Annotated in this window: 27 protein-coding genes and 1 tRNA gene; 22 read left to right on the top strand and 6 right to left on the bottom strand. The window is 59.9% G+C overall.

Going from position 1 to position 24,387, the window contains the following annotated elements:
• Window positions 1-43: 43 nt before the first annotated feature.
• Genes C4J91_RS03720 through C4J91_RS03680 form a run of 9 tightly spaced genes read left to right on the top strand, consistent with a single transcriptional unit; the run spans window position 44 to window position 8,294 of the window.
• Window positions 44-1,003: a DUF523 and DUF1722 domain-containing protein gene (locus C4J91_RS03720; RefSeq protein ID WP_124361212.1), complete on the top strand. Its 960-nt coding sequence runs from the start codon at window positions 44-46 to the stop codon at window positions 1,001-1,003.
• Window positions 1,004-1,006: 3 nt separating this feature from the next.
• Window positions 1,007-1,936, top strand: a complete 930-nt coding sequence (locus tag C4J91_RS03715) for a MerR family transcriptional regulator (RefSeq protein ID WP_124361211.1) — start codon at window positions 1,007-1,009, stop codon at window positions 1,934-1,936.
• Window positions 1,937-3,376 (top strand): deoxyribodipyrimidine photo-lyase, encoded by a 1,440-nt coding sequence (gene phrB / locus C4J91_RS03710; RefSeq protein WP_124361210.1) that lies wholly within the window; start codon window positions 1,937-1,939, stop codon window positions 3,374-3,376. It begins immediately after the preceding gene.
• On the top strand, window positions 3,373-4,155 hold the full coding sequence (locus C4J91_RS03705; protein ID WP_124361209.1) for an SDR family oxidoreductase: 783 nt from the start codon (window positions 3,373-3,375) through the stop codon (window positions 4,153-4,155). The genes phrB and C4J91_RS03705 overlap by 4 nt, the downstream gene beginning before the upstream one ends.
• The gene (locus C4J91_RS03700; RefSeq protein WP_124361208.1) at window positions 4,152-5,399 is read left to right on the top strand and encodes an NAD(P)/FAD-dependent oxidoreductase; all 1,248 of its coding nucleotides are present in this window, start codon (window positions 4,152-4,154) and stop codon (window positions 5,397-5,399) included. The genes C4J91_RS03705 and C4J91_RS03700 overlap by 4 nt, the downstream gene beginning before the upstream one ends.
• Window positions 5,396-6,205: a DUF1365 domain-containing protein gene (locus C4J91_RS03695; protein WP_124361207.1), complete on the top strand. Its 810-nt coding sequence runs from the start codon at window positions 5,396-5,398 to the stop codon at window positions 6,203-6,205. Before C4J91_RS03700 ends, C4J91_RS03695 begins: the two co-directional genes overlap by 4 nt.
• Window positions 6,192-7,463: a cyclopropane-fatty-acyl-phospholipid synthase family protein gene (locus C4J91_RS03690; RefSeq protein WP_124361206.1), complete on the top strand. Its 1,272-nt coding sequence runs from the start codon at window positions 6,192-6,194 to the stop codon at window positions 7,461-7,463. The genes C4J91_RS03695 and C4J91_RS03690 overlap by 14 nt, the downstream gene beginning before the upstream one ends.
• The gene (locus tag C4J91_RS03685) at window positions 7,456-7,935 is read left to right on the top strand and encodes a DUF2878 domain-containing protein (RefSeq protein WP_124361205.1); all 480 of its coding nucleotides are present in this window, start codon (window positions 7,456-7,458) and stop codon (window positions 7,933-7,935) included. Before C4J91_RS03690 ends, C4J91_RS03685 begins: the two co-directional genes overlap by 8 nt.
• Before the next feature lie 53 nt (window positions 7,936-7,988).
• Window positions 7,989-8,294 carry a YkgJ family cysteine cluster protein gene (locus tag C4J91_RS03680; RefSeq protein ID WP_124361204.1) on the top strand — a complete coding sequence of 102 codons (306 nt, stop codon included), beginning with the start codon at window positions 7,989-7,991 and terminating at the stop codon, window positions 8,292-8,294.
• A gap of 153 nt (window positions 8,295-8,447) precedes the next feature.
• Here C4J91_RS03680 and C4J91_RS03675 read toward each other — a convergent pair whose 3' ends face one another.
• The 6 genes from C4J91_RS03675 to hemA all read right to left on the bottom strand — a co-directional run bounded on the left by C4J91_RS03675 (window position 8,448) and on the right by hemA (window position 13,813).
• Window positions 8,448-8,966 (bottom strand): acyloxyacyl hydrolase, encoded by a 519-nt coding sequence (locus C4J91_RS03675; protein ID WP_124361203.1) that lies wholly within the window; start codon window positions 8,964-8,966, stop codon window positions 8,448-8,450.
• 99 nt (window positions 8,967-9,065) lie between these two features.
• Complete coding sequence (gene murI, locus C4J91_RS03670) at window positions 9,066-9,872, bottom strand: glutamate racemase (protein ID WP_124361202.1); 807 nt, start codon at window positions 9,870-9,872, stop codon at window positions 9,066-9,068.
• Complete coding sequence (locus C4J91_RS03665; RefSeq protein ID WP_124361201.1) at window positions 9,865-10,620, bottom strand: molybdopterin-synthase adenylyltransferase MoeB; 756 nt, start codon at window positions 10,618-10,620, stop codon at window positions 9,865-9,867. Before C4J91_RS03665 ends, murI begins: the two co-directional genes overlap by 8 nt.
• Complete coding sequence (gene prmC, locus C4J91_RS03660; RefSeq protein WP_124361200.1) at window positions 10,614-11,444, bottom strand: peptide chain release factor N(5)-glutamine methyltransferase; 831 nt, start codon at window positions 11,442-11,444, stop codon at window positions 10,614-10,616. The genes C4J91_RS03665 and prmC overlap by 7 nt, the downstream gene beginning before the upstream one ends.
• Window positions 11,445-12,527 carry a peptide chain release factor 1 gene (prfA, locus tag C4J91_RS03655; protein ID WP_124361199.1) on the bottom strand — a complete coding sequence of 361 codons (1,083 nt, stop codon included), beginning with the start codon at window positions 12,525-12,527 and terminating at the stop codon, window positions 11,445-11,447.
• Window positions 12,524-13,813, bottom strand: coding sequence for a glutamyl-tRNA reductase (hemA, locus tag C4J91_RS03650; protein WP_124361198.1), 1,290 nt, complete (start codon window positions 13,811-13,813; stop codon window positions 12,524-12,526). Before hemA ends, prfA begins: the two co-directional genes overlap by 4 nt.
• A 182-nt stretch (window positions 13,814-13,995) precedes the next feature.
• Here hemA and C4J91_RS03645 point away from each other — a divergent pair, with 182 nt between their 5' ends.
• From C4J91_RS03645 to C4J91_RS03585, 13 genes are all read left to right on the top strand, one after another.
• On the top strand, window positions 13,996-15,720 hold the full coding sequence (locus tag C4J91_RS03645; protein ID WP_124361197.1) for a tetratricopeptide repeat protein: 1,725 nt from the start codon (window positions 13,996-13,998) through the stop codon (window positions 15,718-15,720).
• Window positions 15,721-15,724: 4 nt separating this feature from the next.
• A complete protein-coding gene (gene lolB / locus C4J91_RS03640) occupies window positions 15,725-16,342 on the top strand; it encodes a lipoprotein insertase outer membrane protein LolB (protein WP_124361196.1) in 618 nt (205 codons plus the stop codon).
• A gap of 49 nt (window positions 16,343-16,391) precedes the next feature.
• Window positions 16,392-17,195 carry a 4-(cytidine 5'-diphospho)-2-C-methyl-D-erythritol kinase gene (gene ispE, locus C4J91_RS03635; protein ID WP_256681682.1) on the top strand — a complete coding sequence of 268 codons (804 nt, stop codon included), beginning with the start codon at window positions 16,392-16,394 and terminating at the stop codon, window positions 17,193-17,195.
• Window positions 17,196-17,232: 37 nt separating this feature from the next.
• Window positions 17,233-17,307: transfer RNA gene (locus C4J91_RS03630), tRNA-Gln, on the top strand.
• Window positions 17,308-17,353: 46 nt separating this feature from the next.
• Entirely contained in the window at window positions 17,354-18,295 is a 942-nt protein-coding gene (locus C4J91_RS03625; RefSeq protein WP_003208392.1) for a ribose-phosphate pyrophosphokinase, read from the top strand.
• Between the two features lie 138 nt (window positions 18,296-18,433).
• Window positions 18,434-19,039, top strand: a complete 606-nt coding sequence (locus C4J91_RS03620) for a 50S ribosomal protein L25/general stress protein Ctc (RefSeq protein ID WP_124361194.1) — start codon at window positions 18,434-18,436, stop codon at window positions 19,037-19,039.
• Window positions 19,040-19,207: 168 nt separating this feature from the next.
• Entirely contained in the window at window positions 19,208-19,792 is a 585-nt protein-coding gene (gene pth, locus C4J91_RS03615; RefSeq protein WP_003188350.1) for an aminoacyl-tRNA hydrolase, read from the top strand.
• 21 nt (window positions 19,793-19,813) lie between these two features.
• Window positions 19,814-20,914, top strand: coding sequence for a redox-regulated ATPase YchF (ychF, locus tag C4J91_RS03610; protein WP_124361193.1), 1,101 nt, complete (start codon window positions 19,814-19,816; stop codon window positions 20,912-20,914).
• 303 nt (window positions 20,915-21,217) lie between these two features.
• A complete protein-coding gene (locus tag C4J91_RS03605) occupies window positions 21,218-22,150 on the top strand; it encodes a sigma 54-interacting transcriptional regulator (protein ID WP_124361192.1) in 933 nt (310 codons plus the stop codon).
• Between the two features lie 181 nt (window positions 22,151-22,331).
• Window positions 22,332-22,529, top strand: a complete 198-nt coding sequence (locus C4J91_RS03600) for a hypothetical protein (protein ID WP_124361191.1) — start codon at window positions 22,332-22,334, stop codon at window positions 22,527-22,529.
• A 114-nt stretch (window positions 22,530-22,643) separates the two neighbouring features.
• Window positions 22,644-23,009 carry an EscI/YscI/HrpB family type III secretion system inner rod protein gene (locus C4J91_RS27680; RefSeq protein WP_256681648.1) on the top strand — a complete coding sequence of 122 codons (366 nt, stop codon included), beginning with the start codon at window positions 22,644-22,646 and terminating at the stop codon, window positions 23,007-23,009.
• Between the two features lie 5 nt (window positions 23,010-23,014).
• The gene (gene sctJ, locus C4J91_RS03590) at window positions 23,015-23,815 is read left to right on the top strand and encodes a type III secretion system inner membrane ring lipoprotein SctJ (protein ID WP_124361190.1); all 801 of its coding nucleotides are present in this window, start codon (window positions 23,015-23,017) and stop codon (window positions 23,813-23,815) included.
• A complete protein-coding gene (locus C4J91_RS03585; protein WP_256681647.1) occupies window positions 23,805-24,377 on the top strand; it encodes a type III secretion protein in 573 nt (190 codons plus the stop codon). Before sctJ ends, C4J91_RS03585 begins: the two co-directional genes overlap by 11 nt.
• The last annotated feature ends 10 nt before the right edge of the window (window positions 24,378-24,387 follow it).

The raw sequence follows: 24,387 nt of genomic DNA, 5'->3' as shown, positions 1-24,387 counted from the left end.
ACAGTAATTCTCACCTGTACAGGAATTTCACAGAGGTTTGCCCATGCCCCATTCCGTGAAACCCAAGATCGGCATCAGTGCCTGCCTGCTGGGCGAGAACGTGCGTTTCAACGGCGGGCATAAACAATCCCTATTGTGCAGCCAGACCCTGGCCGACTACTTCGACTACGTGCCGCTGTGCCCTGAAGTCGCAATCGGCCTGGGCATCCCCCGCGAAACCATTCGCCTGGTCGGCGACGCGGATAATCCCCAGGCCGTGGGCACCGTCCACCGCGAACTCAACGTGACCCAGCCACTGGATGAATACGGGCAGGCGATGGCGCGTGAACATACCGACCTGTGCGGCTACATCTTTATGCAGAAATCGCCGTCCTGTGGCCTGGAGCGGGTCAAGGTTTACCGTGAGAATGGCGCACCGGTGGATGGTGGGGCGCGCGGTATCTACGCCCAGGCCTTCTGCGCGCGCCATCCCAACTTGCCGGTGGAAGAAGACGGCCGTCTGAATGACCCGGTATTGCGAGAAAATTTCCTCACCCGCGTGTTCGTCTACGCCAGTTGGCAGCAACTGCTCGCCGATGGCCTGACGCGTCATCGCCTGCTGGCCTTTCACTCGCGCTACAAATACTTGCTGATGGCCCACAGCCCGGCGCACTACAAAAGCCTCGGCCAGTTGCTCGGCACCATGGGCAAGGATGACAACCTCGACGAGTTGGCCACCTGCTACTTCTGCGAACTGATGACGGGCCTTAAAAGGTGCGCCACCCGCGGTACCCACACCAATGTGCTGCAACACATCAGCGGCTACCTCAAGGCGTCGATCAGCGTCGACGACAAGCAGGAAATGCAAACCATCATCGGCCAATACCGCCAAGGCATCGTGCCTCTGGTGGTACCGCTTACCCTGCTCAAGCATCACTTTCGTCAACACCCGGACCGCTACATTGCGCAGCAGGCCTACCTGCAACCGCACCCGGAAAATCTCAGCCTGCGTAATGCGATCTAAGCCATGAACGTTGCCCTGCAAGACGAAACCGGCGAAGACATCGCCCAAGCCCTGAAAAATGGCTGGCTACCGATCCGCGAGGTGGCGCGCCAGACCGGCGTCAACGCCGTGACCCTGCGCGCCTGGGAACGCCGCTACGGCCTGATCGTGCCCCAGCGCACGCCCAAAGGGCATCGGTTGTTCAGCGCCGAACATGTGCAGCGTATCCACGCCATCCTCACCTGGCTCAATCGGGGCGTGCCGGTCAGCCAGGTAAAAGGCTTGATCGACTCCGCCCAGGCCAACCCCGAGCCGATGGAAAATGAATGGTACGCCTTGCGTCAAACTTTGATCACTGCCATTGGCGAATTGGCTGAACGCCGGGTCGACGATGCCTTCAACCAAGCCATGGCGCTCTACCCGCCACGCACACTGTGCGAGCAATTGATGTTGCCGCTGCTTCGCGAGCTTGAACAGAAATGGCAGGGTCAATTCGGCGCGCAGATGGAGCGGGTGTTTTTCCTGTCGTGGCTGCGCAGCAAGTTTGGCGCGCGGATTTACCACAACAATCGTCAACTCCACGGCGCCCCGTTGCTGCTGGTCAACCACTCCGACTTACTCCTGGAACCGCACTTGTGGCTCAGCGCCTGGCTGGCCAGCAGCGCCGACTGCCCGGTGGAGGTGTTCGACTGGCCGCTGCCCGCCGGCGAACTGGCCCTGGCGGTAGAACACCTGCAACCGCGCGCGGTGCTGCTGTATTCAAGCAAAGCGCTGCAGGTCCCGGCACTCACCAAACTGCTGGCCGGCGTTGGTTGCCCGATACTGATTGCCGGCCCCACGGTGCGCATCCACCACGCCGAGTTGGCCGCACTCACCCATGACCTCCCCGACGTGTTCGTCGCCGAAGACCCGTTGTCGGCCCATCAGATATTGCTCCAGCGTGGAATTGTCTAAATGCACTTGATCTGGCTGCGCACCGACCTGCGCCTTCACGACAACACCGCCCTGGCTGCCGCAAGCCAGCGAGGCCCGGTCGCGGCGGTTTACCTGATCACGCCGCAACAATGGCTGGCCCACGATGACGCGCCCTGCAAGGTCGACTTCTGGCTACGCAACCTGCAAGCGCTGAGCCAGGCGCTGGCAGCCCTGAACATCCCGCTGTTGATCCGCCACGCCGACACCTGGGACCAGGCGCCCGGCGTATTGAGCCAGCTGTGCCGGGAGCTCAAGGTGCAATCGGTGCACGTCAACGAGGAATACGGTATCCACGAGAGCCGCCGCGACGCCGCCGTGGCCCAGGCGTTGGAAGCCCAGGGCGTGACCTTCCAGCGCTACCTGGACCAATTGTTTTTCCAGCCGGGTAGCGTGTTGACTAAGTCCGGCACTTACTTCCAGGTGTTCAGCCAGTTCCGAAAAGTCTGCTACACCCGCCTGCACAGCGCCTTGCCGCGCCTGGTGGTGAGCCCCAAGGCCCAGGCCCGGCTCGACGTAAAAAGCGACGTCATCCCCACCCGCGTTGAAGGTTTCGCGTCACCCAGTGAAACCTTGCGTGCCCTGTGGCCCGCCGGTGAAGACGAAGCGCGCCGTCGCCTCGACGCCTTTGCGGACGAGCAAATCAGCTATTACAAAGACGAGCGCGACTTCCCCGCCAAGCCCGGCACCAGCCAGCTGTCCGCCTACCTGGCCGCCGGAGTCGTGTCGCCACGCCAGTGCCTGCACGCGGCGTTGCAGTTCAACCAGGGCGAGTTCGAAAGCGGCGACATCGGCACGATCACCTGGATCAACGAACTGCTGTGGCGTGAGTTCTACAAACACATCCTGGTGGGTTACCCACGGGTTTCGCGCCATCGTGCGTTCCGCCCCGAAACCGAAGCCGTGGCCTGGCGCAACGCGCCCGAGGACCTGGCCGCCTGGCAGCAAGCGCGCACCGGTTTGCCGATTATCGACGCGGCCATGCGCCAACTGCTGGAAACCGGCTGGATGCACAACCGCCTGCGCATGGTGGTGGCGATGTTCCTGACCAAGAACCTGCTGATCGACTGGCGCGAAGGTGAGCGCTTCTTCATGCGGCACTTGATCGACGGCGACTTGGCGGCCAACAACGGTGGCTGGCAGTGGAGTTCATCGACGGGTACCGATTCGGCGCCATATTTCCGGATTTTCAGCCCGTTGAGCCAGTCGGAAAAATTCGACAGCGAAGGCATGTTCATCAAGCACTGGCTGCCGGAGCTGGCCGCGCTGAATAAGAAGGACGTGCACAGCCCGCAAGCCGCCGGCGGTTTGTTTGGAGTGGCCGATTACCCGCGCGCTATCGTTGACCTGAAACACTCCCGCGAGCGCGCCCTTGCCGCCTTTCGCAGCCTGCCCACGCGTCCAGAGAGGAGAATGGGATGAGCCTGACACCGCCCCGTCGTTATTGGTTGACCGGCGCCAGCAGTGGCATCGGCGCCGCGCTGGCCGTGGAGTTGCTCAACAGCGGCGCCCATGTGGCGCTCAGCTCGCGCACCAAAGGCCCATTGGCAGCACTCGCCCAGCGTTATCCGGGGCAAGTGCTGGTGGTGGCCGGCGACCTGACCAACAGCCAGACCGTACGCGAGATCGGTGAACGAATCGGCGAAGCCTGGGGCTCGCTGGATACGGTGATCCTCAACGCCGGCACCTGTGAGTACGTCGACGCCCGGCAGTTCGATGCATCGATCATCGAACACGTGGTGCGCACCAACCTGCTGGCCAGCAGTTATTGCATCGAAGCCGCGCTGCCGCTGTTGCGTGCCGGGCGTACGCCACACCTGGTGGGCGTGGCCAGCGCCGTGACCTACCTGCCCATGCCACGTGCCGAAGCCTATGGCGCCTCGAAAGCGGGGCTGCGCTACTTGTTCGAATCCCTGCGCATCAGCCTGTCGCCCGAGAACATCGACGTCACGGTGATCAGCCCGGGGTTTGTCGACACGCCCCTGACCGAACGCAATGATTTCCCCATGCCGTTAAGCTGGTCGGCCAACAAGGCGGCGAGACATATCTTCGCCAAACTGGAAAAGCGCCCGCTGGAGATCGCCTTTCCGGCTATGTTCATCGCCACCTTGTGGCCACTGTCGAAGCTGCCTAACCGGGCCCAATTGATCATCGGCAAACGCATGTTGCGCAGCCCGCCGCCGCACAAGGACGACCTGTGAAGATCGCCATTATCGGCAGCGGTATCGCCGGGCTCACCAGCGCCTACCTGCTCAGTCGGCGCCACGACATCACACTGTTCGAGGCGGGTGACTGCCTCGGCGGGCATACCCATACGGCCAACGTGACGGTCGAAGGCCAACGCTATGCGGTGGACACCGGCTTTATTGTGTTCAACGACTGGACCTATCCCAATTTCATCCGCCTGCTGGGGCAGATCGGCGTCAGGTTCAAACCTACCGAGATGAGTTTCTCGGTGTGCGACCCGAGCGCGGGGTTCGAATACAACGGCAATAACCTCAACAGCCTGTTTGCCCAGCGTAGCAACATGCTGTCGCCAGGGTTCTGGGGCATGCTGCGCGATATTCTGCGCTTCAATCGTCAGGCGCCGCAGGACCTGCAAGCGCAGCGCATCAGCGCCGACATGACCCTGGGTGATTATCTCGACGCCGGCGGTTATGGCCCGCGCTTTATCCGCCACTACATCGTGCCGATGGGCGCGGCGATCTGGTCGATGTCTCTGGCCGACATGCTCAAGTTCCCCTTGCAGTTCTTCGTGCGTTTCTTCAAGAACCACGGTTTGCTGTCGGTGAGCAATCGCCCGCAGTGGTGCGTGATCGAAGGCGGCTCCAGCTGTTATATCGAACCGCTGGCCCGCAGTTTCCGCGATCACGTGCGCCTCAACTGCCCTGTGCATAACGTGCAACGCACCGACGACGGTGTGGTTATCCACAGCGCGGCCGGCAGCGAGACGTTCGATCGCGTGGTCTTCGCCTGCCACAGCGACCAGGCCCTGGCATTGCTCGCCGACCCCAGCCTGGCCGAACAGCAAATTCTTGGCGCCCTGCCCTACGCCGACAACGACGTGGTGCTGCACACCGACACGCGACTGCTGCCCGACCGCAAGCTGGCCTGGGCCAGTTGGAACTACCGGCTGAGCGGCAGTCAGCAGCATCAGGCCGCTGTCACCTACGACATGAACATCCTGCAAGGCATCGACAGCGCCACCACCTTTTGCGTGAGCCTCAACCAAACGCCGATGATCGATCCGCTGAAGATCCTGGCGCGCTACACCTATGCCCATCCGCAATACAGTCTGGCAGCGGTGGCCGCGCAGGCGCGCTGGGAAGAATTGCATGGCGCGCGCAACACGTTCTACTGCGGCGCCTACTGGGCCAACGGTTTCCACGAAGATGGCGTGGTCAGCGCCCTGCGCGTGACCCAGGCCTTTGGGGAAACCCTGTGAACAGCGCCCTGTACAGCGGCTGGATCGCCCATCGTCGGTTTACGCCCAAGGCCCATGCCTTTCGCTACCGCATCGGCCTGCTGTACCTGGACCTCAGCGAAGAGAACGCGGTGCTTGCGCTCTCCCCCCTGGCCGGCGCGAACCGCCTGGCGCCGTTCGGCTTTCGCCAGCAGGATTACCTGCGCCAATTCACGCGCCACGGTATGAGCTTGAGCGACGCGGTGCGCCAGGAAGTCGGCAAGACCCTGGGACGCACCCCGCAGGGCGCTATCTGCCTGCTGACCCAGGCCCGCAGTTGGGGCCTGGCGTTCAATCCGGTGAGTTTCTTCTATTGCTTCGAGGCCGACGGGCAGCTGGCGGCGATCCTGTGCGAAGTCACCAATACACCGTGGCGCGAGCGCTATCACTACGTGTTGCCGACCCAGGCAATGGGCGCCGATGAGCATCAGCACTTCGCCGTGGCCAAGGCGTTCCATGTATCGCCCTTCCTGCCACGCGACCTGGAATATCGCATGAGCTTCAGCCCGCCGGCCGCCCGGCTCGGCGTGCACATGGCCGATTGGCAAGGCGCGCATAAAGTCTTCGACGCCACCTTGAGCCTGCAAAAAGAGGCCCTGACCCGCGCCAGCCTGCATCGCTATCTATGGCGCTTTCCCTGGATGACCGCCAAAACTTGCCTCGCGATTTACTGGCAGGCCCTGCGCCTGCTGCTCAAACGCACACCGATTTTCCCCCACCGAGCCGCCGATGGCGTCTCCAGCACCGCAGTCGGGTATACCAAGGACCGCCGCCATGAAATCCCCTAGCTTATCGGTCAAGACCAATCGCCTGAACGTCAACGGCATCAGCGCTGCGCTATTGCGCAAAGGCGTGTTGCGCCAACTCAGCCAATTGCGCCACGGCCAATTGGTGATCGTCGAGGACGGCGAGCGACAAGTGTTCGGCGCACGGGAAGCGCACCTGCTGGGGGAAATCCAGATCCTGGATTCGGCGGCGTGGGGCCTGGTGGCCGCCAACGGCTCTATCGGCGCCGGCGAGGCATTTATCCACGGTTATTGGAGCAGCCCGGACCTGACCGCCGTGGTGCGGGTGATGGTCAGCAACCTCGATGTGCTTGATGCGATGGAAGGTGGCCTGGCCCGCCTGGCGCGGCCGTTCACCCAGGGCCTGCACTGGCTCAACCGCAACACGCGCAAGGGCTCGCAGAAAAACATCGCGGCCCATTACGACCTGGGCAACGACCTGTTCGAGGCGTTTCTCGACCCGACCATGATGTATTCGGCAGCGCAATTTCTCAGCGCCGACGACACCCTGGAACAGGCGCAACTGAACAAGCTGGAACGCATCTGCCAGAAACTGTCGCTCAAGCCCAGCGATCACCTGCTGGAAATCGGCACCGGCTGGGGCAGCATGGCGCTGTACGCGGCGCAGCATTATGGTTGCAAGGTCACCACGACCACCTTGTCCAAAGAGCAGTTTGCCTACACCGCGCAGCGCATCGCGGCGGCGGGCCTGCACAGTCAGGTGACGGTGCTGCTGCAGGACTACCGCGACCTCACGGGTGTGTACGACAAGCTGGTGTCCATCGAAATGATCGAAGCGGTAGGCCATCGCTTCCTGCCTACGTATTTCAAGCAGTGTGCGCATTTGCTCAAACCCGACGGCCTGATGCTGCTGCAAGCCATCACCATTCGCGAACAACGCTTTGAGCAGGCCAAGCACAGCGTCGACTTCATCCAACGCTACATCTTTCCCGGCGGCGCCCTGCCCAGTGTGCAGAACATGCTGCAGATCGTCTGCCGCGACACCGACATGAACCTGCTGCACATGGAGGATTTCGGCCTGCACTACGCACGAACCCTGCGCCTGTGGCATGAGAACTTTCGCCGCGCCCATGGCCGCCTCGCCGAGCTTGGCTACGACGAGTACTTCCTGCGCTTGTGGGAGTTCTACCTGTGCTACTGCGAGGGCGGCTTCATGGAGCGCACGATTGGCACCGCGCAGTTACTGCTGGCCAAGCCTGCGGCAATCAACCCGCCGTTGCTCGGGCGCTTCAGTGCTTAAATCCCTGGCGAATGCCGCGTTGTTCCAGTGCGGCTGGTTTGCCTGTGTGCTCGGCGGCGACAGCCTGTGGCTGCTGGTGGGGCTGGCGGTATTGGTGATCAACCTGCTGTGGATAAGTCCGCTGGCGGATGACGGGGTGCTGATCATCGGCGTGACGCTCGCCGGCACGCTGCTCGACACGCTGTTGCGCACACTTGGGGTTTTCCACTTCAGCGAACCGGGGCCGTTGATTCCGTTCTGGTTGATGTTGCTGTGGGCATTGCTGGCGACCACCCTGCGCCATTGCCTGGCTTGGAGCGCCCGGCCCTGGTGGCGTGCCGCCCTGTTGGGCGCGGTGGGTGGGCCGTTGTCGTATTACGCCGGCAGCCAATTGGCTGGCGTGCAGTTTGGCTATGGACTGGGGCCGACAATGGCCGGGCTGGCGGTACTTTGGGCCGCCGTGTTCGTCGGCATGCAGCGGCTGGCTCACTGACGTCCGTCGCGCATTCCTACACCCATGGCGTGCTTGGCTTACACTGCGCGCCTATGACCAACATCCCTCACATTCAAATTACCGAACCCGCCGTCACCTGCTCGACGTGTGCGGCCTGCTGTTGCCAGTTGGAAGTCATGCTGATCACCGACACCGGCGTGCCGCAACGCTATATCGATACCGACGACTGGGGCGGCGAGGTGATGCTGCGCCTGGATGACGGCTGGTGTGCGGCGCTGGACCGGAACACGATGATGTGCACGATCTATGAGCTTCGGCCGTTGATTTGCCGGGAATTCGAGATGGGGGCGCCGGAGTGTCTGGAAGAGCGTGCAGGTATTGCTACGGTTTATCGCTGATACGGCGATAAGTACAAATCCAAATGTGGGAGGGGGCTTGCTCCCGATAGCAGTGGGTCAGCCAGCAAATCTGTTGACTGACACTCTGCCATCGGGGGCAAGTCGAATCGTCGCACCGCCCCTCCCACATTGGTTTTTCGGTGTTCTTGAACGTTACAACGGCATGGTGTAGTGCAGCGCGTAGCTCTCTACCCCATCGTTGTTGCTGCTGATCCCGGCGTTGGAATAGTGCGTGGCGCGAATGCCCACTTCATGCCCGCCGGCAAACCGCAGGCCGAAACCCAGGCGGTCTTCGAACTGGAAGGACTGGCCGATGTTGTTGTTTTCCAGTTGGGTGCGGGAGAACAACGCCACGCCGATCCCGGCCTCGATGTAGGGTTTGACCGACTCGCCGGCAAACTCATACACAAACACCGGCGAGAACGACAGGCTGCTGGCGCCTGCACGGTCATCACCTTCCCAATACGTATAAGCGCCGCTCCAGTAGCCTGTCAGGCGACCGACATTGCTCTGCATCCAGCTTTTGTCCCAATCCGAGGTCAGGCCCAGACGGTAGGTCAGCGTTGAATCGCTGGTGCTGCCCAGCCCGAACTCCAGGCCGGCGGCCTGGGTGGTAATAGAGTGTCCCACCATCACAGCCGCAATAGCAGCCATACAGAACAAGCGCTTCATAGAAACTACCTTTGCGAACGAAGTTGTTGGTTATTTACAGGCCATCTCGCTATAGAAGCTGACGTAGAGCCAGAAGTTCAGCGAGATTTCACGAAATTTTCACGAGGCGAAGCTTCGCACAACTCCAGGATGTTTCCAAAGTGTCGGTAGGATATTTCTTAGGTGATACACATCGCCGCTGGTCCAGAACTGCGCAGGCAGCGGTGAAGAGGCCGATGCGCCGCTGGCCAGCAAGCCGCGTTCGCCCAGTAAGCGCTTGAGCTGGCGCGCGACGGCGGCGCCGGTGTCGATCAGGATGATGCTCGGGGGCAGCATCTGCGCCAGCAGTGGTTTGAGGAAGGGGTAGTGGGTACAACCGAGGATGATGGTGTCGCAGCCAGCGCTGAGCAGCGGTTCGATGTAACCCTGCAATAACTGGCGCAGCGCCGGGCTGTTCAGGTCGCCGGTCTCAATCAGCTCTACCAGGCCCGGACAGGGTTGGGTAATCACCCGCACGTCGGTGGCGAAGCGGTCGAGCAAGGCGGCGAACTTGGCGCTTTGCAGGGTACCGGTGGTGGCCAGCACGCCGACCACGCCGCTGCGTGTCGCAGCAGCCGCCGGTTTTACCGCAGGCTCCATGCCGACCAAGGGCCAATCGGGGTAGTCCTGGCGCAAATCGGCAACGGCGGCGACCGTGGCGGTGTTACAGGCAATCACAAACGCCTTGGCGCCCTGCCCGCGAAAGAACTCGGCCACCCGCCGCGCGCGCTCGCGGATGAAGGCCGGGGTTTTCTCGCCGTAGGGGATGTGCCCGCAATCGGCCACGTACAGCAGTGACTCGTGGGGTAACAACTGCTGGATTTCGTCCAGTACCGACAAGCCGCCGACCCCGGAATCGAACACACCGATGGGCGCGTCGTTAACCATGTTGCGTCCCGCACACGCTGCAACCAGGGTCGCGTTTGACGCGCAACTCACGAAAGCGCGTGGTCAACGCATCGATCAGCAACAAACGCCCTACCAGCGGCTCGCCAAACCCGGCCAGCAGCTTCAACGCTTCCAACGCTTGCAGGCTGCCGACCAGTCCTACCAAAGGGCCGATTACACCGGCTTCGCTGCAGGTCAGTTCGGTGTCGCTGCCATGCCCATATAAGCAGTGGTAGCACGGGCTTTCGGGGCGCCGTGGGTCGAAGACCGACAACTGCCCTTCAAGGCGAATCGCCGCGCCACTGATCAAGGGTTTGCCGGCCATGACACAGGCCGCGTTGACCGCTTCGCGGGTGGAAAAATTGTCGCTGCAATCGAGTACCACGTCGACTGCGCCGACCGCTGCCGCCAACGAATCGGCATCCAGCGCGGCGCGGTGAGCGAGCAGCGCGACCTCGGGGTTGAGGGCGCTCAGCCGCCCCATGGCCGAATCGACCTTGGTCTGCCCCACGCTGTCGCTGTCGTGGATGATCTGGCGCTGCAGGTTGGTCAGGTCGACAGTGTCGAAATCCGCCAGATGCAACTCACCTACGCCAGCGGCGGCCAGGTACAGCGCAACCGGCGCACCCAGCCCGCCCAGGCCGACGATCAGGGCGCGGCTGTTTTTCAAGCGCAACTGGCCGTCGATGTCCACATGCTGCAACAGAATCTGTCGGCTGTAGCGCAATAGCTCCTGGTCGCTCAGCACGGGCGGCGTCCCAAGGTGATGCGCTCATGGCCGCCAAGGTCGATGCGGCTGTGCACCTCTTCAAAGCCTTCACCGAGCAACAGCTCGCGCACGGCCGAGGCCTGGTCGTAACCATGCTCCAGCAACAGGCGGCCACCGGCATTCAAGTGAGCCGGGGCCTGTTTGATGATCAGGCGCAGGTCGTCCAGCCCGTCATCGCCGGCCACCAGCGCACTGGCCGGCTCGAAGCGCACATCGCCGGCTGCCAGGTGTGGATCGTTGGCGGCGATATACGGCGGGTTGCTGATGATCAGGTCATAGGTGTGGCCTTGCAACGCGCCGAACCAATGGCTAGTGAGCACCACGGCGTTATTGAGGTGCAGCCGCTGGCGGTTGCGCTCGGCCAAAGCCACCGCTTCAAGCACGCGGTCGACGGCCGTGACCTGCCACATCGGCCGTTCACTGGCCAGGGCCAGGGCGATGGCGCCGCTGCCGGTGCCCAGGTCAAGGACCTCGGCGGGCATTGACGGCAACAATTCCAGGGCGGTTTCCACCAGCAGTTCAGTATCCGGACGCGGAATCAGCGTGTGGGGGGCGACCTCCAGGTCCAGCTTCCAGAAGCCTTGCTGGCCGAGGATATAGGCCACCGGCTCACCGCCGCGACGGCGTTGCAGGTAGCCGGCAAAGGCCAGGGCGTGCTCGCTGCTGACGATCTTTTCCGGCCAGGTGTGCAGGTAGCTGCGGGACTTGCCCAAAGCAGCGGCCAGCAGCAATTCGGCATCCAGGCGCGCGGTGGGCGAGTCGGGCAGGTCGGCGGCACGCAACAGGCTGGCGATGATAGTCATTTATTCACCTATCGCCGCCAATTGATCGGCTTGGTATTCGGCGAGCAGCGGCTCGATCACGGCATCGACGCCACCGGCGAGAATTTCATCCAGGGAATACAGGGTGAGGTTGACTCGGTGGTCGGTGACCCGGCCCTGGGCAAAGTTGTAGGTGCGGATTCGCTCGGAGCGGTCGCCCGACCCCACCAGCAGCTTGCGCTCGCTGGCGATCGCGTTGGCGGCGGCGCTGGTTTGCTGGTCATTGAGCTTGGCCGACAGCCAGGACATCGCCCGCGCACGGTTCTTGTGCTGGGAACGTTCTTCCTGGCATTCCACCACAATGCCGGACGGCAAGTGAGTGATGCGGATCGCCGAGTCGGTCTTGTTGACGTGCTGGCCGCCCGCGCCCGACGAGCGGTAGGTGTCGACGCGCAAGTCCGCCGGGTTGATCTCGATCGCTTCCTGCTCGTCCGGCTCGGGCAACACCGCCACAGTGCACGCCGAGGTATGGATACGGCCCTGGGACTCGGTCGCGGGAACACGCTGCACACGGTGCACGCCGGATTCGAACTTCAGCTTGCCGTAGACGTTATCGCCCTCGACCCGCGCGATGACTTCCTTATAGCCGCCGTGCTCACCTTCGTTCTCGGAGAGGATTTCCACGCGCCAGCCGCGACGCTCGGCGTAACGCGAGTACATGCGGAACAGGTCGCCGGAGAAAATCGCCGCTTCGTCGCCACCGGTGCCGGCGCGGATTTCGAGGAACACGTTGCGCCCGTCGTTAGGGTCTTTAGGCAGCAACATGCGTTGCAGATCGCCTTCCAGCTCGACGAGTTTTTCCTTGGCCTCGCGCACTTCTTCCACGGCCATTTCGCGCATGTCCGGGTCGCTGTCTTTGAGCAGCGCCTGGGCGCCCTCGAGGTCGGCCTGCACTTTGAGCAGGTTTTTGTAGGTGGCCACGATGGGCTCGACTTCGGCGTATTCCTTGGAATAGGCACGGAACTTGGTTTGATCGGCAATGATCTCGCCATCGCCGAGCAAGGCGGTCAGTTCTTCGAAACGGTCCTGGAGCACATCCAGTTTATTGAGCAGTGACGCTTTCATTGCGGTTTTTTATCCGAAGAGCTGTCTGACGCGCCCTCACCGAGGGCAAAGAGTTCCTGAGCCATGGCCAGCGCATCGAGGCGGCCTTCGGCAGTCAATTTTTTAAGCTGTACGCTGGGGGCGTGGAGCAGCTTGTTGGTCAGGCCACGGGCCAGCTGCATCAACACGTCTTCGGCGCTGCTGCCATTGGCCAACAAACGCTGGGCCTTGATCAGCTCCTCATCGCGCAGGCGTTCGCCCTGCTGACGATACGCCTTGAGCACATCCACCGCCGCCAGTTCACGCAGGCGCACCATGAAATCTTCAGCGCCGGTGCTGACCATTTCCTCGGCAGCCTGGGCGGCGCCCTGACGACTCTTGAGGTTTTCGGCGACCACTTCGTGCAGATCATCGACGCTGTAGAGGTAAACGTCGTCCAACTCGCCAACTTCTGGCTCGATATCCCGGGGAACGGCGATATCCACCATAAAGATTGGTTTGTGCTTGCGCAGCTTCAACGCGCTCTCGACCGCGCCTTTGCCCAGGATCGGCAACTGGCTGGCGGTGGAGCTGATGACGATGTCACTGCGCACCAGCTCAGCCGGGATGTCCGACAGCAGCACGGCATGCGCGCCGAACTGCTCGGCGAGGATGCTGGCGCGCTCAAGGGTGCGGTTGGCCACCACAATGCGCTTCACACCCAGTTCGTGCAGGTGACGCGCGACCAGGGTAATGGTTTCGCCGGCACCGATCAGCAACGCCTGGCTGCGCTGCAAGTCGCTGAAAATCTGCTTGGCCAGGCTGACGGCGGCAAACGCCACGGATACCGGGTTCTCGCCAATGGCCGTGTCGGTGCGCACCTGCTTGGCGGAATTGAAGGTGGCCTGGAACAGGCGGCCCAGCAGCGGGCCGACAGTGCCGGCCTCGCGGGCCACGGCATAGGCTGATTTCATCTGGCCAAGAATCTGCGGTTCGCCCAGCACCAGCGAATCGAGACCGGCCGCCACGCGCATCATGTGACGAACGGCCGCATCGTCTTCGTGCACGTAGGCACTGGCGCGCAGGTCATCGAGGCTCAAATGGTGGTAATCGGCCAGCCAGCGCAGCACAACATCGGCAGACAGGTGTTCCTGCTCTATATAAAGCTCACTGCGATTGCAGGTCGAAAGGATTGCAGCTTCGCGGCTGTCGGTAAGCCGGCAGAGCTGCTGCAAGGCCTCAACCAACTGCTCTGGCGTAAACGCTACGCGCTCGCGCACGTCTACCGAGGCAGTCTTGTGGTTAATACCGAGTGCGAGAAAGGCCATTCACTATCGCTGATGATGTCGGGAAGCCGACAATTGTCCTACTTCGAAAGATCCAGAACAACCACCGTCGTCTATTGTCCCTATACGTTGTGCCTATAAAGGCATCCATTGAGACTCGGTTATGTTTGGCCGAAGGCTTGTGTCATGATGATCCGACCGCAGGTTAGTCGTCCTCTTCCTATATGAATAGATCTTCCGCGTTGCTCCTTGCTTTTGTCTTCCTCAGCGGCTGCCAGGCCATGGCACCCGTGTCGCCGGACGCTACAGCGCCGGTGGAAGACAGCACCCCCGCCCCTGAAAAGCCTAAGGTTTATTCCTCGTTCAGCGAAGAAACGGTCTACAGCCTGCTGACCGCAGAACTGGCCGGCCAGCGTAATCGCTTCGATATTGCCCTGGATAACTACGTGACCCAGGCCATCAATACTCAAGACCCCGGTATCTCGGAACGCGCGTTTCGCATCGCCGAGTACCTGGGCGCCGACCAGGCCGCGCTGGACGCCTCGCTGATCTGGGCAAAAAATGCCCCGGACGACCTGGAAGCCCAACGGGCGGCAGCTGTGCAGCTGGCACGCGCCGGGCGCTATGACGATTCCATGGTCTACATGGAAAAAGTCTTGCAGGGCAAAGGCGACACGCATTTCGACTTCCTTGCGCTGTCGGCCGCCGATACCGATCAGGACACACGCAATGGCTTGATGAAAAGTTTCGACCGCCTGCTGCAAAAGCATCCGAAGAACAGCCAGCTGATTTTCGGCAAAGCCTTGCTGCTGCAACAGGACGATGAAGCCGACGCCGCCCTCAAGCTGCTGGAGCAGAACCCGCCGGAAGACGGTGAGATTGCACCGATCCTGCTACGCGCCCGCCTGCTGCAGAACCTCAACCGCGGCAAGGAAGCGATTCCACTGCTGGAAAAAAGCATCAAGAAATATCCGGACGACAAGCGCCTGCGTCTGACTTACGCGCGGATGCTGGTTGAGCAGGATCGCATGGAAGACGCCAAGGTGCAGTTCGCCAATCTGGTCCAGCAATACCCGGACGATGACGAACTGCGTTATTCCCTGGCGCTGGTGTGCCTGGAAGCCAAGGCCTGGGACGAGGCCAAGGGTTATCTTGAAGAGCTGGTCGCGCGCGAAAGCCATGTGGACTCGGCGCACCTGAACCTGGGCCGCATCGCTGAGGAACGCAACGACCCGCAGGCGGCCTTGCTCGAGTACGCCCAGGTCGGCCCAGGCAATGATTACCTGCCGGCCCAGTTGCGCCAGGCCGATATCCTGATGAGCAATGGCCGTACCGACGAAGCGGAGAAGCGCCTGGCCGCAGCCCGCGATGCCGAACCGGACTACGCGATCCAGCTGTATCTGATCCAGGCCGAGACCTTGTCGGCCAATAACCAGGGCGAACGCGCCTGGAAATTGTTGCAACAAGCGTTGCTGCAATACCCCGACGACCTCAACCTGCTCTACACCCGCGCCATGCAGGCAGAAAAACGCAACGACCTGGCGCAGATGGAGAAAGACCTGCGCCTGATCATCAAGCGCGACCCGGACAACGCCATGGCCCTCAACGCCCTGGGCTACACCTTGTCCGACCGCACCACGCGCTACGCCGAAGCCAAGGTGCTGATCGAGCAGGCCCACAAGCTCAACCCGGAAGACCCGGCCGTGCTCGACAGCCTGGGCTGGGTCAACTACCGCCTGGGCAACCTCGACGAGGCCGAGCGCCTGCTGCGCCAGGCGCTGGAGCGCTTCCCGGACCAGGAAGTCGCCGCCCACCTGGGCGAAGTGCTGTGGGCCAACGGCAAGCAACGCGAAGCGCGACAAATCTGGGAAAAATTCCTCAAGGAACAACCCGAAAGCCCCATCCTGCGCGGCACCATCAAGCGCCTGACCGGATCCGAGACCCTATAAGCTTATGTTCTTGCGCCACGTTATCGTTTTCAGCTTCATCGCCCTGCTCGCCGGTTGCGCGGGCGTAGGCAACCGCGAATCCGTTGAAGGCCAGGGCAACCCGGCACAATGGCAACAGCACAAGGACCAGCTCAGCAGCATTGACGGCTGGCAGATCGAAGGCAAGGTCGGGGTGCGCGCGCCGAAAGATTCCGGCAGCGGCACCTTGTTCTGGCTGCAACGCCAGGATTACTACGATATTCGCCTCTCCGGCCCGCTGGGTCGCGGTGCAGCCCGCCTGACCGGTCGACCGGGGCAAGTCAGCCTTGAAGTGGCTAACCAGGGCCGCTACGAAGCGGCCTCGCCGGAAGAACTGCTGGAGCAGCAGATCGGCTGGAAGCTGCCTGTCTCACACCTGGTCTGGTGGGTGCGCGGCCTGCCGGCGCCGGACAGCAAAAGCCGCTTGAGCCTCAATGGCGACAGTCGCCTGGCCTCCCTTGAGCAGGACGGCTGGCAGGTCGAGTACCTGAGCTATGTGCAGCAGAACGGCTACTGGCTGCCCGAGCGCATCAAACTGCACGGCACCGACCTTGACGTCACGCTGGTGATCAAGGACTGGCAACCGCGTAAATTGGGGCAATAACGTGACTGTCGCAAAACTCACGCTGCCCTCTCCCGCCAAACTCAATCTGATGCTGCACATCCTGGGCCGTCGTGAAGACGGCTACCACGAGTTGCAGACGCTGTTTCAATTTCTCGACTACGGCGATGAACTGACCTTCGCCGTGCGGGACGATGGCGTGATCAAGCTGCACACCGCGTTCGAAGGCGTGCCCCACGACAGCAACCTGATCGTGAAGGCCGCGAAGAAACTTCAGCAGCAATCCGGCTGCCCGCTCGGCATCGATATCTGGATTGATAAGGTCCTGCCCATGGGCGGCGGTATCGGTGGCGGCAGCTCAAATGCCGCGACCACCCTGCTCGGGCTCAACCACTTGTGGCAACTGGGCTGGGACCCTGATCGCCTGGCCGTACTGGGCCTCACACTTGGCGCCGACGTCCCGGTTTTCGTGCATGGGCATGCCGCATTTGCCGAGGGTGTGGGGGAGAAACTGACCCCCGTGGAGCCCGAAGAGCCGTGGTATCTCGTGCTGGTGCCGCAAGTATCTGTAAGTACAGCAGAAATTTTTTCAGATCCGTTGTTGACACGTAACTCTTCTCCCATTAAAGTGCGCCCCGTTCCCAAGGGAAACAGTCGAAATGACTGCTTACCGGTTGTAGCAAGGCGTTATCCAGAAGTACGTAACGCTTTGAATTTGTTAGGTAAATTTACCGAAGCAAAATTAACCGGAACTGGAAGTTGTGTGTTTGGGGGCTTCCCAAGCAAAGCTGAAGCTGATAAAGTCTCGGCCCTTCTTACAGAGACCCTTACAGGGTTTGTAGCAAAAGGAAGCAACGTTTCGATGTTGCATCGCAAGCTGCAAAATCTGCTCTAAAAGGAATCGAGTGTTAGGCACTCGTTGCAACAGATACAGGGGCGTCGCCAAGCGGTAAGGCAGCAGGTTTTGATCCTGCCATGCGTTGGTTCGAATCCAGCCGCCCCTGCCATTTTCTAATACTCATCCAGGTTACCCTCAGCCTCTAGGTACTGCGCGTGTCCAAGATGATGGTCTTTACGGGGAATGCCAACCCCGATCTGGCTCGACGTGTCGTACGTCAGCTGCATATCCCTCTCGGTGACATCTCTGTCGGTAAATTCTCCGACGGCGAAATTACTGCCGAGATCAATGAAAACGTTCGCGGTAAAGACGTCTTCATTATTCAGCCGACCTGCGCTCCGACCAACGATAACCTGATGGAACTCGTCGTGATGGCTGATGCCTTCCGCCGCTCCTCAGCGACTCGAATCACAGCTGTAATCCCTTATTTTGGTTATGCCCGTCAGGATCGCCGTCCGCGCTCCGCACGTGTGGCCATCAGCGCGAAAGTCGTTGCTGACATGCTGACCGTGGTAGGTATTGACCGTGTTCTCACGGTTGACCTGCACGCTGACCAAATCCAGGGGTTCTTCGATATTCCAGTAGATAACATCTACGGCTCCCCCGTCCTGGTGGATGACATCGAAGACCAACGCTTTGAAAACCTGATGATCGTGTCCCCGGACATTGGTGGCGTCGTGCGTGCACGGGCTGTCGCCAAATCCCTGGGCGTGGACCTCGGTATCATCGACAAACGCCGCGAGAAAGCCAATCACTCTGAAGTGATGCATATCATCGGTGATGTCGAAGGGCGTACCTGTATTCTGGTTGATGACATGGTCGACACCGCCGGCACCCTGTGCCACGCGGCGAAAGCCTTGAAAGAGCACGGTGCCGCAAAAGTCTTCGCCTACTGCACACACCCTGTGCTGTCGGGCCGAGCGATCGAGAACATCGAGAACTCCATGCTGGACGAACTGGTGGTGACCAACACCATCCCGTTGTCCGCTGCAGCTCAAGCCTGTTCGCGTATCCGTCAACTGGATATCGCACCGGTAGTTGCCGAAGCGGTTCGCCGCATCAGCAACGAAGAATCGATCAGCGCGATGTTCCGCTAAGGGTCAAACCTGCGGACCATTTCACTGACGAAAAGCGCCCCGCCCCAGCATTCCGCTGGGGCGGGGCTTTTTTGCCCATATCGCCTTTAGCGCTGGTCGCAAACGCTGGGGCGAATGTGGTTATTTTGGAGATACAACATGAACGATTTTACTCTGAATGCTGAAGTGCGTTCCGACCTGGGGAAAGGTGCGAGCCGCCGCCTGCGTCGTCTCGCAAGCCTGGTTCCAGCTGTAGTTTACGGTGGCGACAAAGCCCCTGAATCCATCAGCATGCTGGCTAAAGAAGTTGCCAAACTGCTCGAAAACGATGCTGCCTACAGCCACGTTATCGAACTGAACGTTGGTGGCACCAAGCAGAACGTGATCATCAAAGCCCTGCAACGTCACCCGGCCAAAGGCCACGTGCTGCATGCTGACTTTGTACGCGTTATTGCCGGTCAGAAACTGACCGCCATCGTTCCAGTGCACTTTGTTGGTGAAGAAGCTCCGGTCAAGAAAGGTGGCGTTGTTTCCCACACTACTACCGAGCTGGAAGTAAGCTGCCTGCCGAAAGACCTGCCTGAGTTCATCGAAGTCGACCTGTCGGCTGCTGAAATCGGCACCATCATTCACCTGTCCGACCTCAAGGCCCCTAAAGGCGTTGAGTTCGTTGCACTGGCTCACAACGACGACAAGGCTGTTGCCAACGTCCACGCGCCACGTGTTGTAGCAGAAGATGAAGCAGGCGAAACCGCTGCCGAGTAATGCTCTGTGCAGCGTCGGAGCTTGAGGAAACATCGCGGACCGAAACGTAGCGAGAAAGCGGGCGATAACGCGAAGTTTATCTCTGGATAAGTGAGCTCCTGTCGTCCACTTTCGCCGCACGTTGGCTGCGGCGATGTTATCCACAACTCCAAAGGAAGGGCCCCTGTCGTGACCGCCATTAAACTGATCGTTGGCCTGGGAAATCCAGGCGCCGAATACGAACAGACCCGGCATAACGCGGGGGCCCTTTTTGTTGAGCGCATCGCCCACGCCCAAGGCATCAATCTTGTGGCCGATCGCAAATATTTTGGCCTGACCGGGCGCTTCTCGCACCAGGGTCAGGATGTTCGTCTGCTGATTCCCACCACCTACATGAACCGCAGCGGCCAGGCTGTCGCGGCGCTTGCGGGGTTCTTCCGGATCAAACCCGAGGAAATCCTGGTGGCCCATGACGAACTGGACCTGCCACCCGGCGTTGCCAAGCTCAAGCTGGGCGGCGGGCATGGCGGGCACAATGGCCTGCGCGACATCATCGCGCAGTTGGGGAATCAGAATAATTTCTACCGTCTGCGGCTCGGCATTGGCCACCCAGGCGTTGCCAGTATGGTTTCAAATTTCGTCCTGGGTCGTGCGCCACGCGCCGAACAGGAAAAACTCGATGCCAGCATCGACTTTGCCCTCGGCGTGCTGCCGGATATCTTCGCCGGTGAATGGAACCGTGCGATGAAAAACCTGCACAGCCAGAAGGCCTGACTTTTACCGAGGGGAAACACCATGGGATTCAATTGCGGCATCGTCGGCCTGCCCAACGTCGGCAAATCCACCCTGTTCAACGCCCTGACCAAGTCCGGTATTGCAGCGGAGAACTTCCCCTTCTGTACCATCGAGCCCAACAGCGGCATCGTGGCCATGCCCGACCCACGCCTGGCTGCACTGGCGGCCATCGTCAACCCCAAGCGCATCCTGCCGACTACCATGGAATTCGTCGACATCGCCGGCCTGGTAGCGGGCGCCTCGAAAGGTGAAGGCCTGGGCAACAAGTTCCTGGCCAACATCCGTGAGACCGATGCCATCGCCCACGTGGTCCGCTGCTTTGAAGACGAGAACGTGATTCACGTCTCCAACAGCGTTGACCCCAAGCGTGACATCGAGATCATCGACCTGGAACTGATCTTCGCCGACCTCGACAGCTGCGAGAAACAACTGCAGAAAGTCGCGCGCAACGCCAAGGGCGGTGACAAGGATGCAGTGGTCCAGAAAGGCCTGCTGGAGCAGTTGATCGCTCACTTCACCGAAGGCAAGCCGGCGCGTAGCCTGATGAAGAGCATGAGCACCGACGAAAAAGCCGTGATCAAGGGTTTCCACCTGCTCACCACCAAGCCTGTGATGTACATCGCCAACGTCGCTGAAGACGGCTTCGAGAACAACCCGCTGCTGGACGTGGTCAAGGCCATCGCCGACGAAGAAGGCGCGATCGTGGTCCCGGTGTGCAACAAGATTGAAGCGGAAATCGCAGAGCTGGATGACGGCGAAGAAAAAGACATGTTCCTTGAGGCCCTGGGCCTGGAAGAGCCTGGTCTGAACCGCGTGATCCGCGCCGGCTACGAAATGCTGCACCTGCAGACCTACTTCACCGCCGGTGTCGAAGAAGTCCGTGCCTGGACCGTCAAGGTTGGCGCCACCGCGCCACAGGCTGCCGGCGTGATCCACACCGACTTCGAAAAAGGCTTTATCCGCGCTGAAGTGATCGCCTACAACGACTTCATCCAGTACAAGGGCGAAGCGGGTGCAAAGGAAGCAGGTAAATGGCGTCTTGAAGGTAAGGAATACATCGTCAAGGATGGTGATGTGATGCACTTCCGTTTCAACGTGTAAACATCACCAGCGATATCTTTCGCAGTCAATAAAAAGCCGATGCATTGCATCGGCTTTTTTGTGGACGTCTGTTTGCCCACTTTTTTAGTACGCTCTCAACTTAATCCCGTACACACTCAGAAAACTCTTACTGCAAAACAGTTTTGTTTACTGAATACACTTCAGGACAAACACAACAGAACTTATCCTACGCCACTTCAGCAATTAACCACGCGACGATCCCTATAGACTTCGGTTAACTGAACTAAGCCTGCGCGCCGTACTGTCAGCAGTGAAGCAATCTGATAAGGGAGTAATCATTCAATGTCGGCCTTCGACCCCATGGACAATGAAACGGCTATTTCACTTGTTGAAGACCCGGATATTGAACATATGTTGAGCGGCACTGCCGCCCTCAACATTGATATTTTGCTGCTCGGAGAAACCGGCACCGGCAAGGATACCTTGGCGCAACGGATTCATCGCCTGTCGGGACGACGAGGCAACTTCGTCGCCTTGAACTGCGCAGCCATCCCCGAAAGCCTGGCGGAAAGCCAATTGTTCGGCGTTAACAGCGGGGCCTATACGGGAGCGATTCAATCACGGGCAGGTTCTGTCGAAGCCGCGCACATGGGCACACTGTACCTGGACGAGATCGACAGCATGCCCTTGAACCTGCAGGCCAAACTGCTGCGCGTGCTGGAGTCGCGTGGAGTGGAGCGGCTGGGCTCGACGCGATTTATCCCGGTGGACATGCGTGTCATCGCGTCTGCCCAGCACTCGCTATGTGAAATGGTCGATCAAGGCGCTTTCAGGCGCGACCTGTATTTCCGCCTGAATGTGGTCAACATCCAACTTCCGGCGTTGCGAGATCAACGTGAACGCGTCATCCCTTTGTTCCTGAAGATGATCCAGCAGGAAGCGGAGCACTTCGAATGCACTGCACCTGTGCCTTCGGGAGCCCTGCTGCAACAACTGCTGTGCCACCCTTGGCGGGGAAACGTCCGCGAGCTGCGGTCGACAGCAAAACGTTTCGTCCTGGGTTTGCCGCCGCTTTCACCCCCCATAAACGAGGGGGCTGATACCCAGACCCACCTGAAGGCACGCATGCAGCAAATTGAAAAAGCCTTGATTGAAGAGTCGTTGCGCCGTCATCAGCACTGCGTAGACAGGGTGGCGGTTGAACTGGGGGTTGCCAAGCGTACGCTGTACTACCGGATGAAACAGCTGGAAATAGCGCTCGGAGAAAGTCGATGACATTCCGCGCACCTTTGCTGCCATGGAAATATTTAGAAACCTGTAATTCAGTGTCATATGGAACGCCCTGCACTTACATGCCACACATTCAGTGCCAGCGGTAATTTGTAAGGAAACCTGAACACCTTTCAATTTCACGCTGGCGCAATTTTCCATTAAAACTGACACATGGAGTAATGTTATGGGTCCAGTCAATAATTCTTCCCCACAATACGGCTACTACAACGCTCAAAACCCTACAGGCTCTGGCGCAAGCGGCGCCGGCCAGGCAGAAGACAACTTCGAAAAAGGAGAACAAATCAACGACTACACCACCAAGAAGCAACTTGAAGCTAAATTGATATCGGGTATCAACCAAGCTGCTAAAGGTTTCCAATAAGAACGACTTACCTCTCCGGCCTATCAGCCCGAGAGGTAACCCTCTCGATACAAAGGGTGGTTGTGGCGACTCCCTTCAAAACCAATATATAGCCGTTAACTCAATGGGCATCTCATGCAAATAACCCGCAAGCTCTCCGAAGAAGATGCAGGTTTCGATTCCGCCGGCATCACACGAGCCCCGTCGACGTGTCAGGGAGACGCCTGTTTCTTTACATCAATGCTAGACCCCGCCTCCACGACGAGTACGTTCGCTGGCGAAGCGTATAGTTCTCCCGTACTGGCAGAAGCTGTCGCCCCCTTGAAAGACTCGAAAAAACGCATGGCGACTTTACTGAAGTCAACCAACCAAGAGCTGGATATAGAAAAATTCAGGAAATTTCCAAGTGTATTATCCAATATTCAGCTGACGTCCCAGCTGTTAGTCAAATGCCTTGCCAAGACAACTCAAGGCATCGAAAAAATATCCAACCTGCAATAGTGATCATGACGAATCTCCTGCCTATTGCATTGCTCTTGGTGGTTGCACTCCTGTTGAACGGGTGCAGCGACCGTGTCGAACTTCATCGCCAACTCTCAGAACAAGAAGCTAATGAGGTCATCGCAGAATTGGCAGACAAGCATATTCGCGCCCAAAAGGTCCCCGCTAAAGATGGCGTCGTCGTGACGATAAACGCCAGCGACATCGGTCGCGCAGTGCGCACGTTGGAGGCAGCCGGCCTGCCCAAAGTGGCCAGAACCACGCTGGGCGATACGTTTCGTAAAGAGGGTGTCATTTCCACGCCCCTGGAAGAGCGAGCGCGCTACATCTATGCGTTGTCGCAAGAACTTGAGGCCACGCTGTCCAATATTGACGGTGTCATCGTTGCCCGGGTTCACGTGGTATTGCCGGAACGCATCGCGCCCGGTGAGCCGGTCCAACCCGCTTCCGCCTCAGTATTCATAAAACATGATCCACGGCTTGATCCCGATAACATCACCGCGCGCGTTCGCCGAATGGTGGCAAGCAGCATCCCAGGCATGGCCACAGCCATCGACAATCCGCAAAAACTGACCGTGATATTCGTACCCGCCGCGGCTTATCAGGAACAACAACGCCTGGTGTATTTTGGCCCGTTCCTGGTACCCGATGAGGACCTCGGTTTATGGCGAAACAGCGTAACCATTTTCCTGCTAGGTGTGATGGCCGCTATGGGCGTCACGGTGTTTTTATACCGTAGACGTCAGCGTTTTGTGCCTAAACCAACGGTAGTCAGCGAATTGAGCGGTACGGCTCATGACGCTTAGCGCCGAACTCTCAATGCGTGAGCACCTGGCCTGGGCTCACTGGTGGGCATTTCCCTGGAAATATGCCCATGAAGACTGGAGGGGTAACCAGTACGCCACGATTGAAGCGCTTTATCAGCTTGGACGTCGGGTGCCGGGCGACCTGACAGGTGTGGCAGCCTGTTTACCCCCGGCTCCCCAACCCACCGTGTTGCACTTGGCACTCTCTTCAAATGAACAACTCGACCTGGCATTGACGCTGATTCACGACACCTTCAACCCTGAGGCCTGCCCCTCCTTGAGCGACACGCACCACCTGTGGTGCATACGTCTCTCCAAGGCGCTGCCCCCTGCCATGCTGTCACCCGAGGACGATCCGTTGCGACTTCTGCATAGCTGGCTCGATCCCATTATCTGGCAGCGCATCAGGTTGCGCTTCGCCCGTGAACGCGCGAGTGAAGTTGAAAAGAGGCAGCTGTGCCTTGAAAACGCGAGCAGCCGTTTGGATACGCTGTGGCAGGCGGTGGTCTGGCGCGTCATGTCACTGCCTGGTGAAACGATAGCCCATGGCTTGAACGGGTAAGGAGATAAGT

The sequence above is a fragment of the Pseudomonas sp. R3-52-08 genome, from assembly GCF_003851745.1.
Lineage (GTDB): Bacteria > Pseudomonadota > Gammaproteobacteria > Pseudomonadales > Pseudomonadaceae > Aquipseudomonas.
This window is presented reverse-complemented; position numbering and strand designations above follow the sequence as displayed.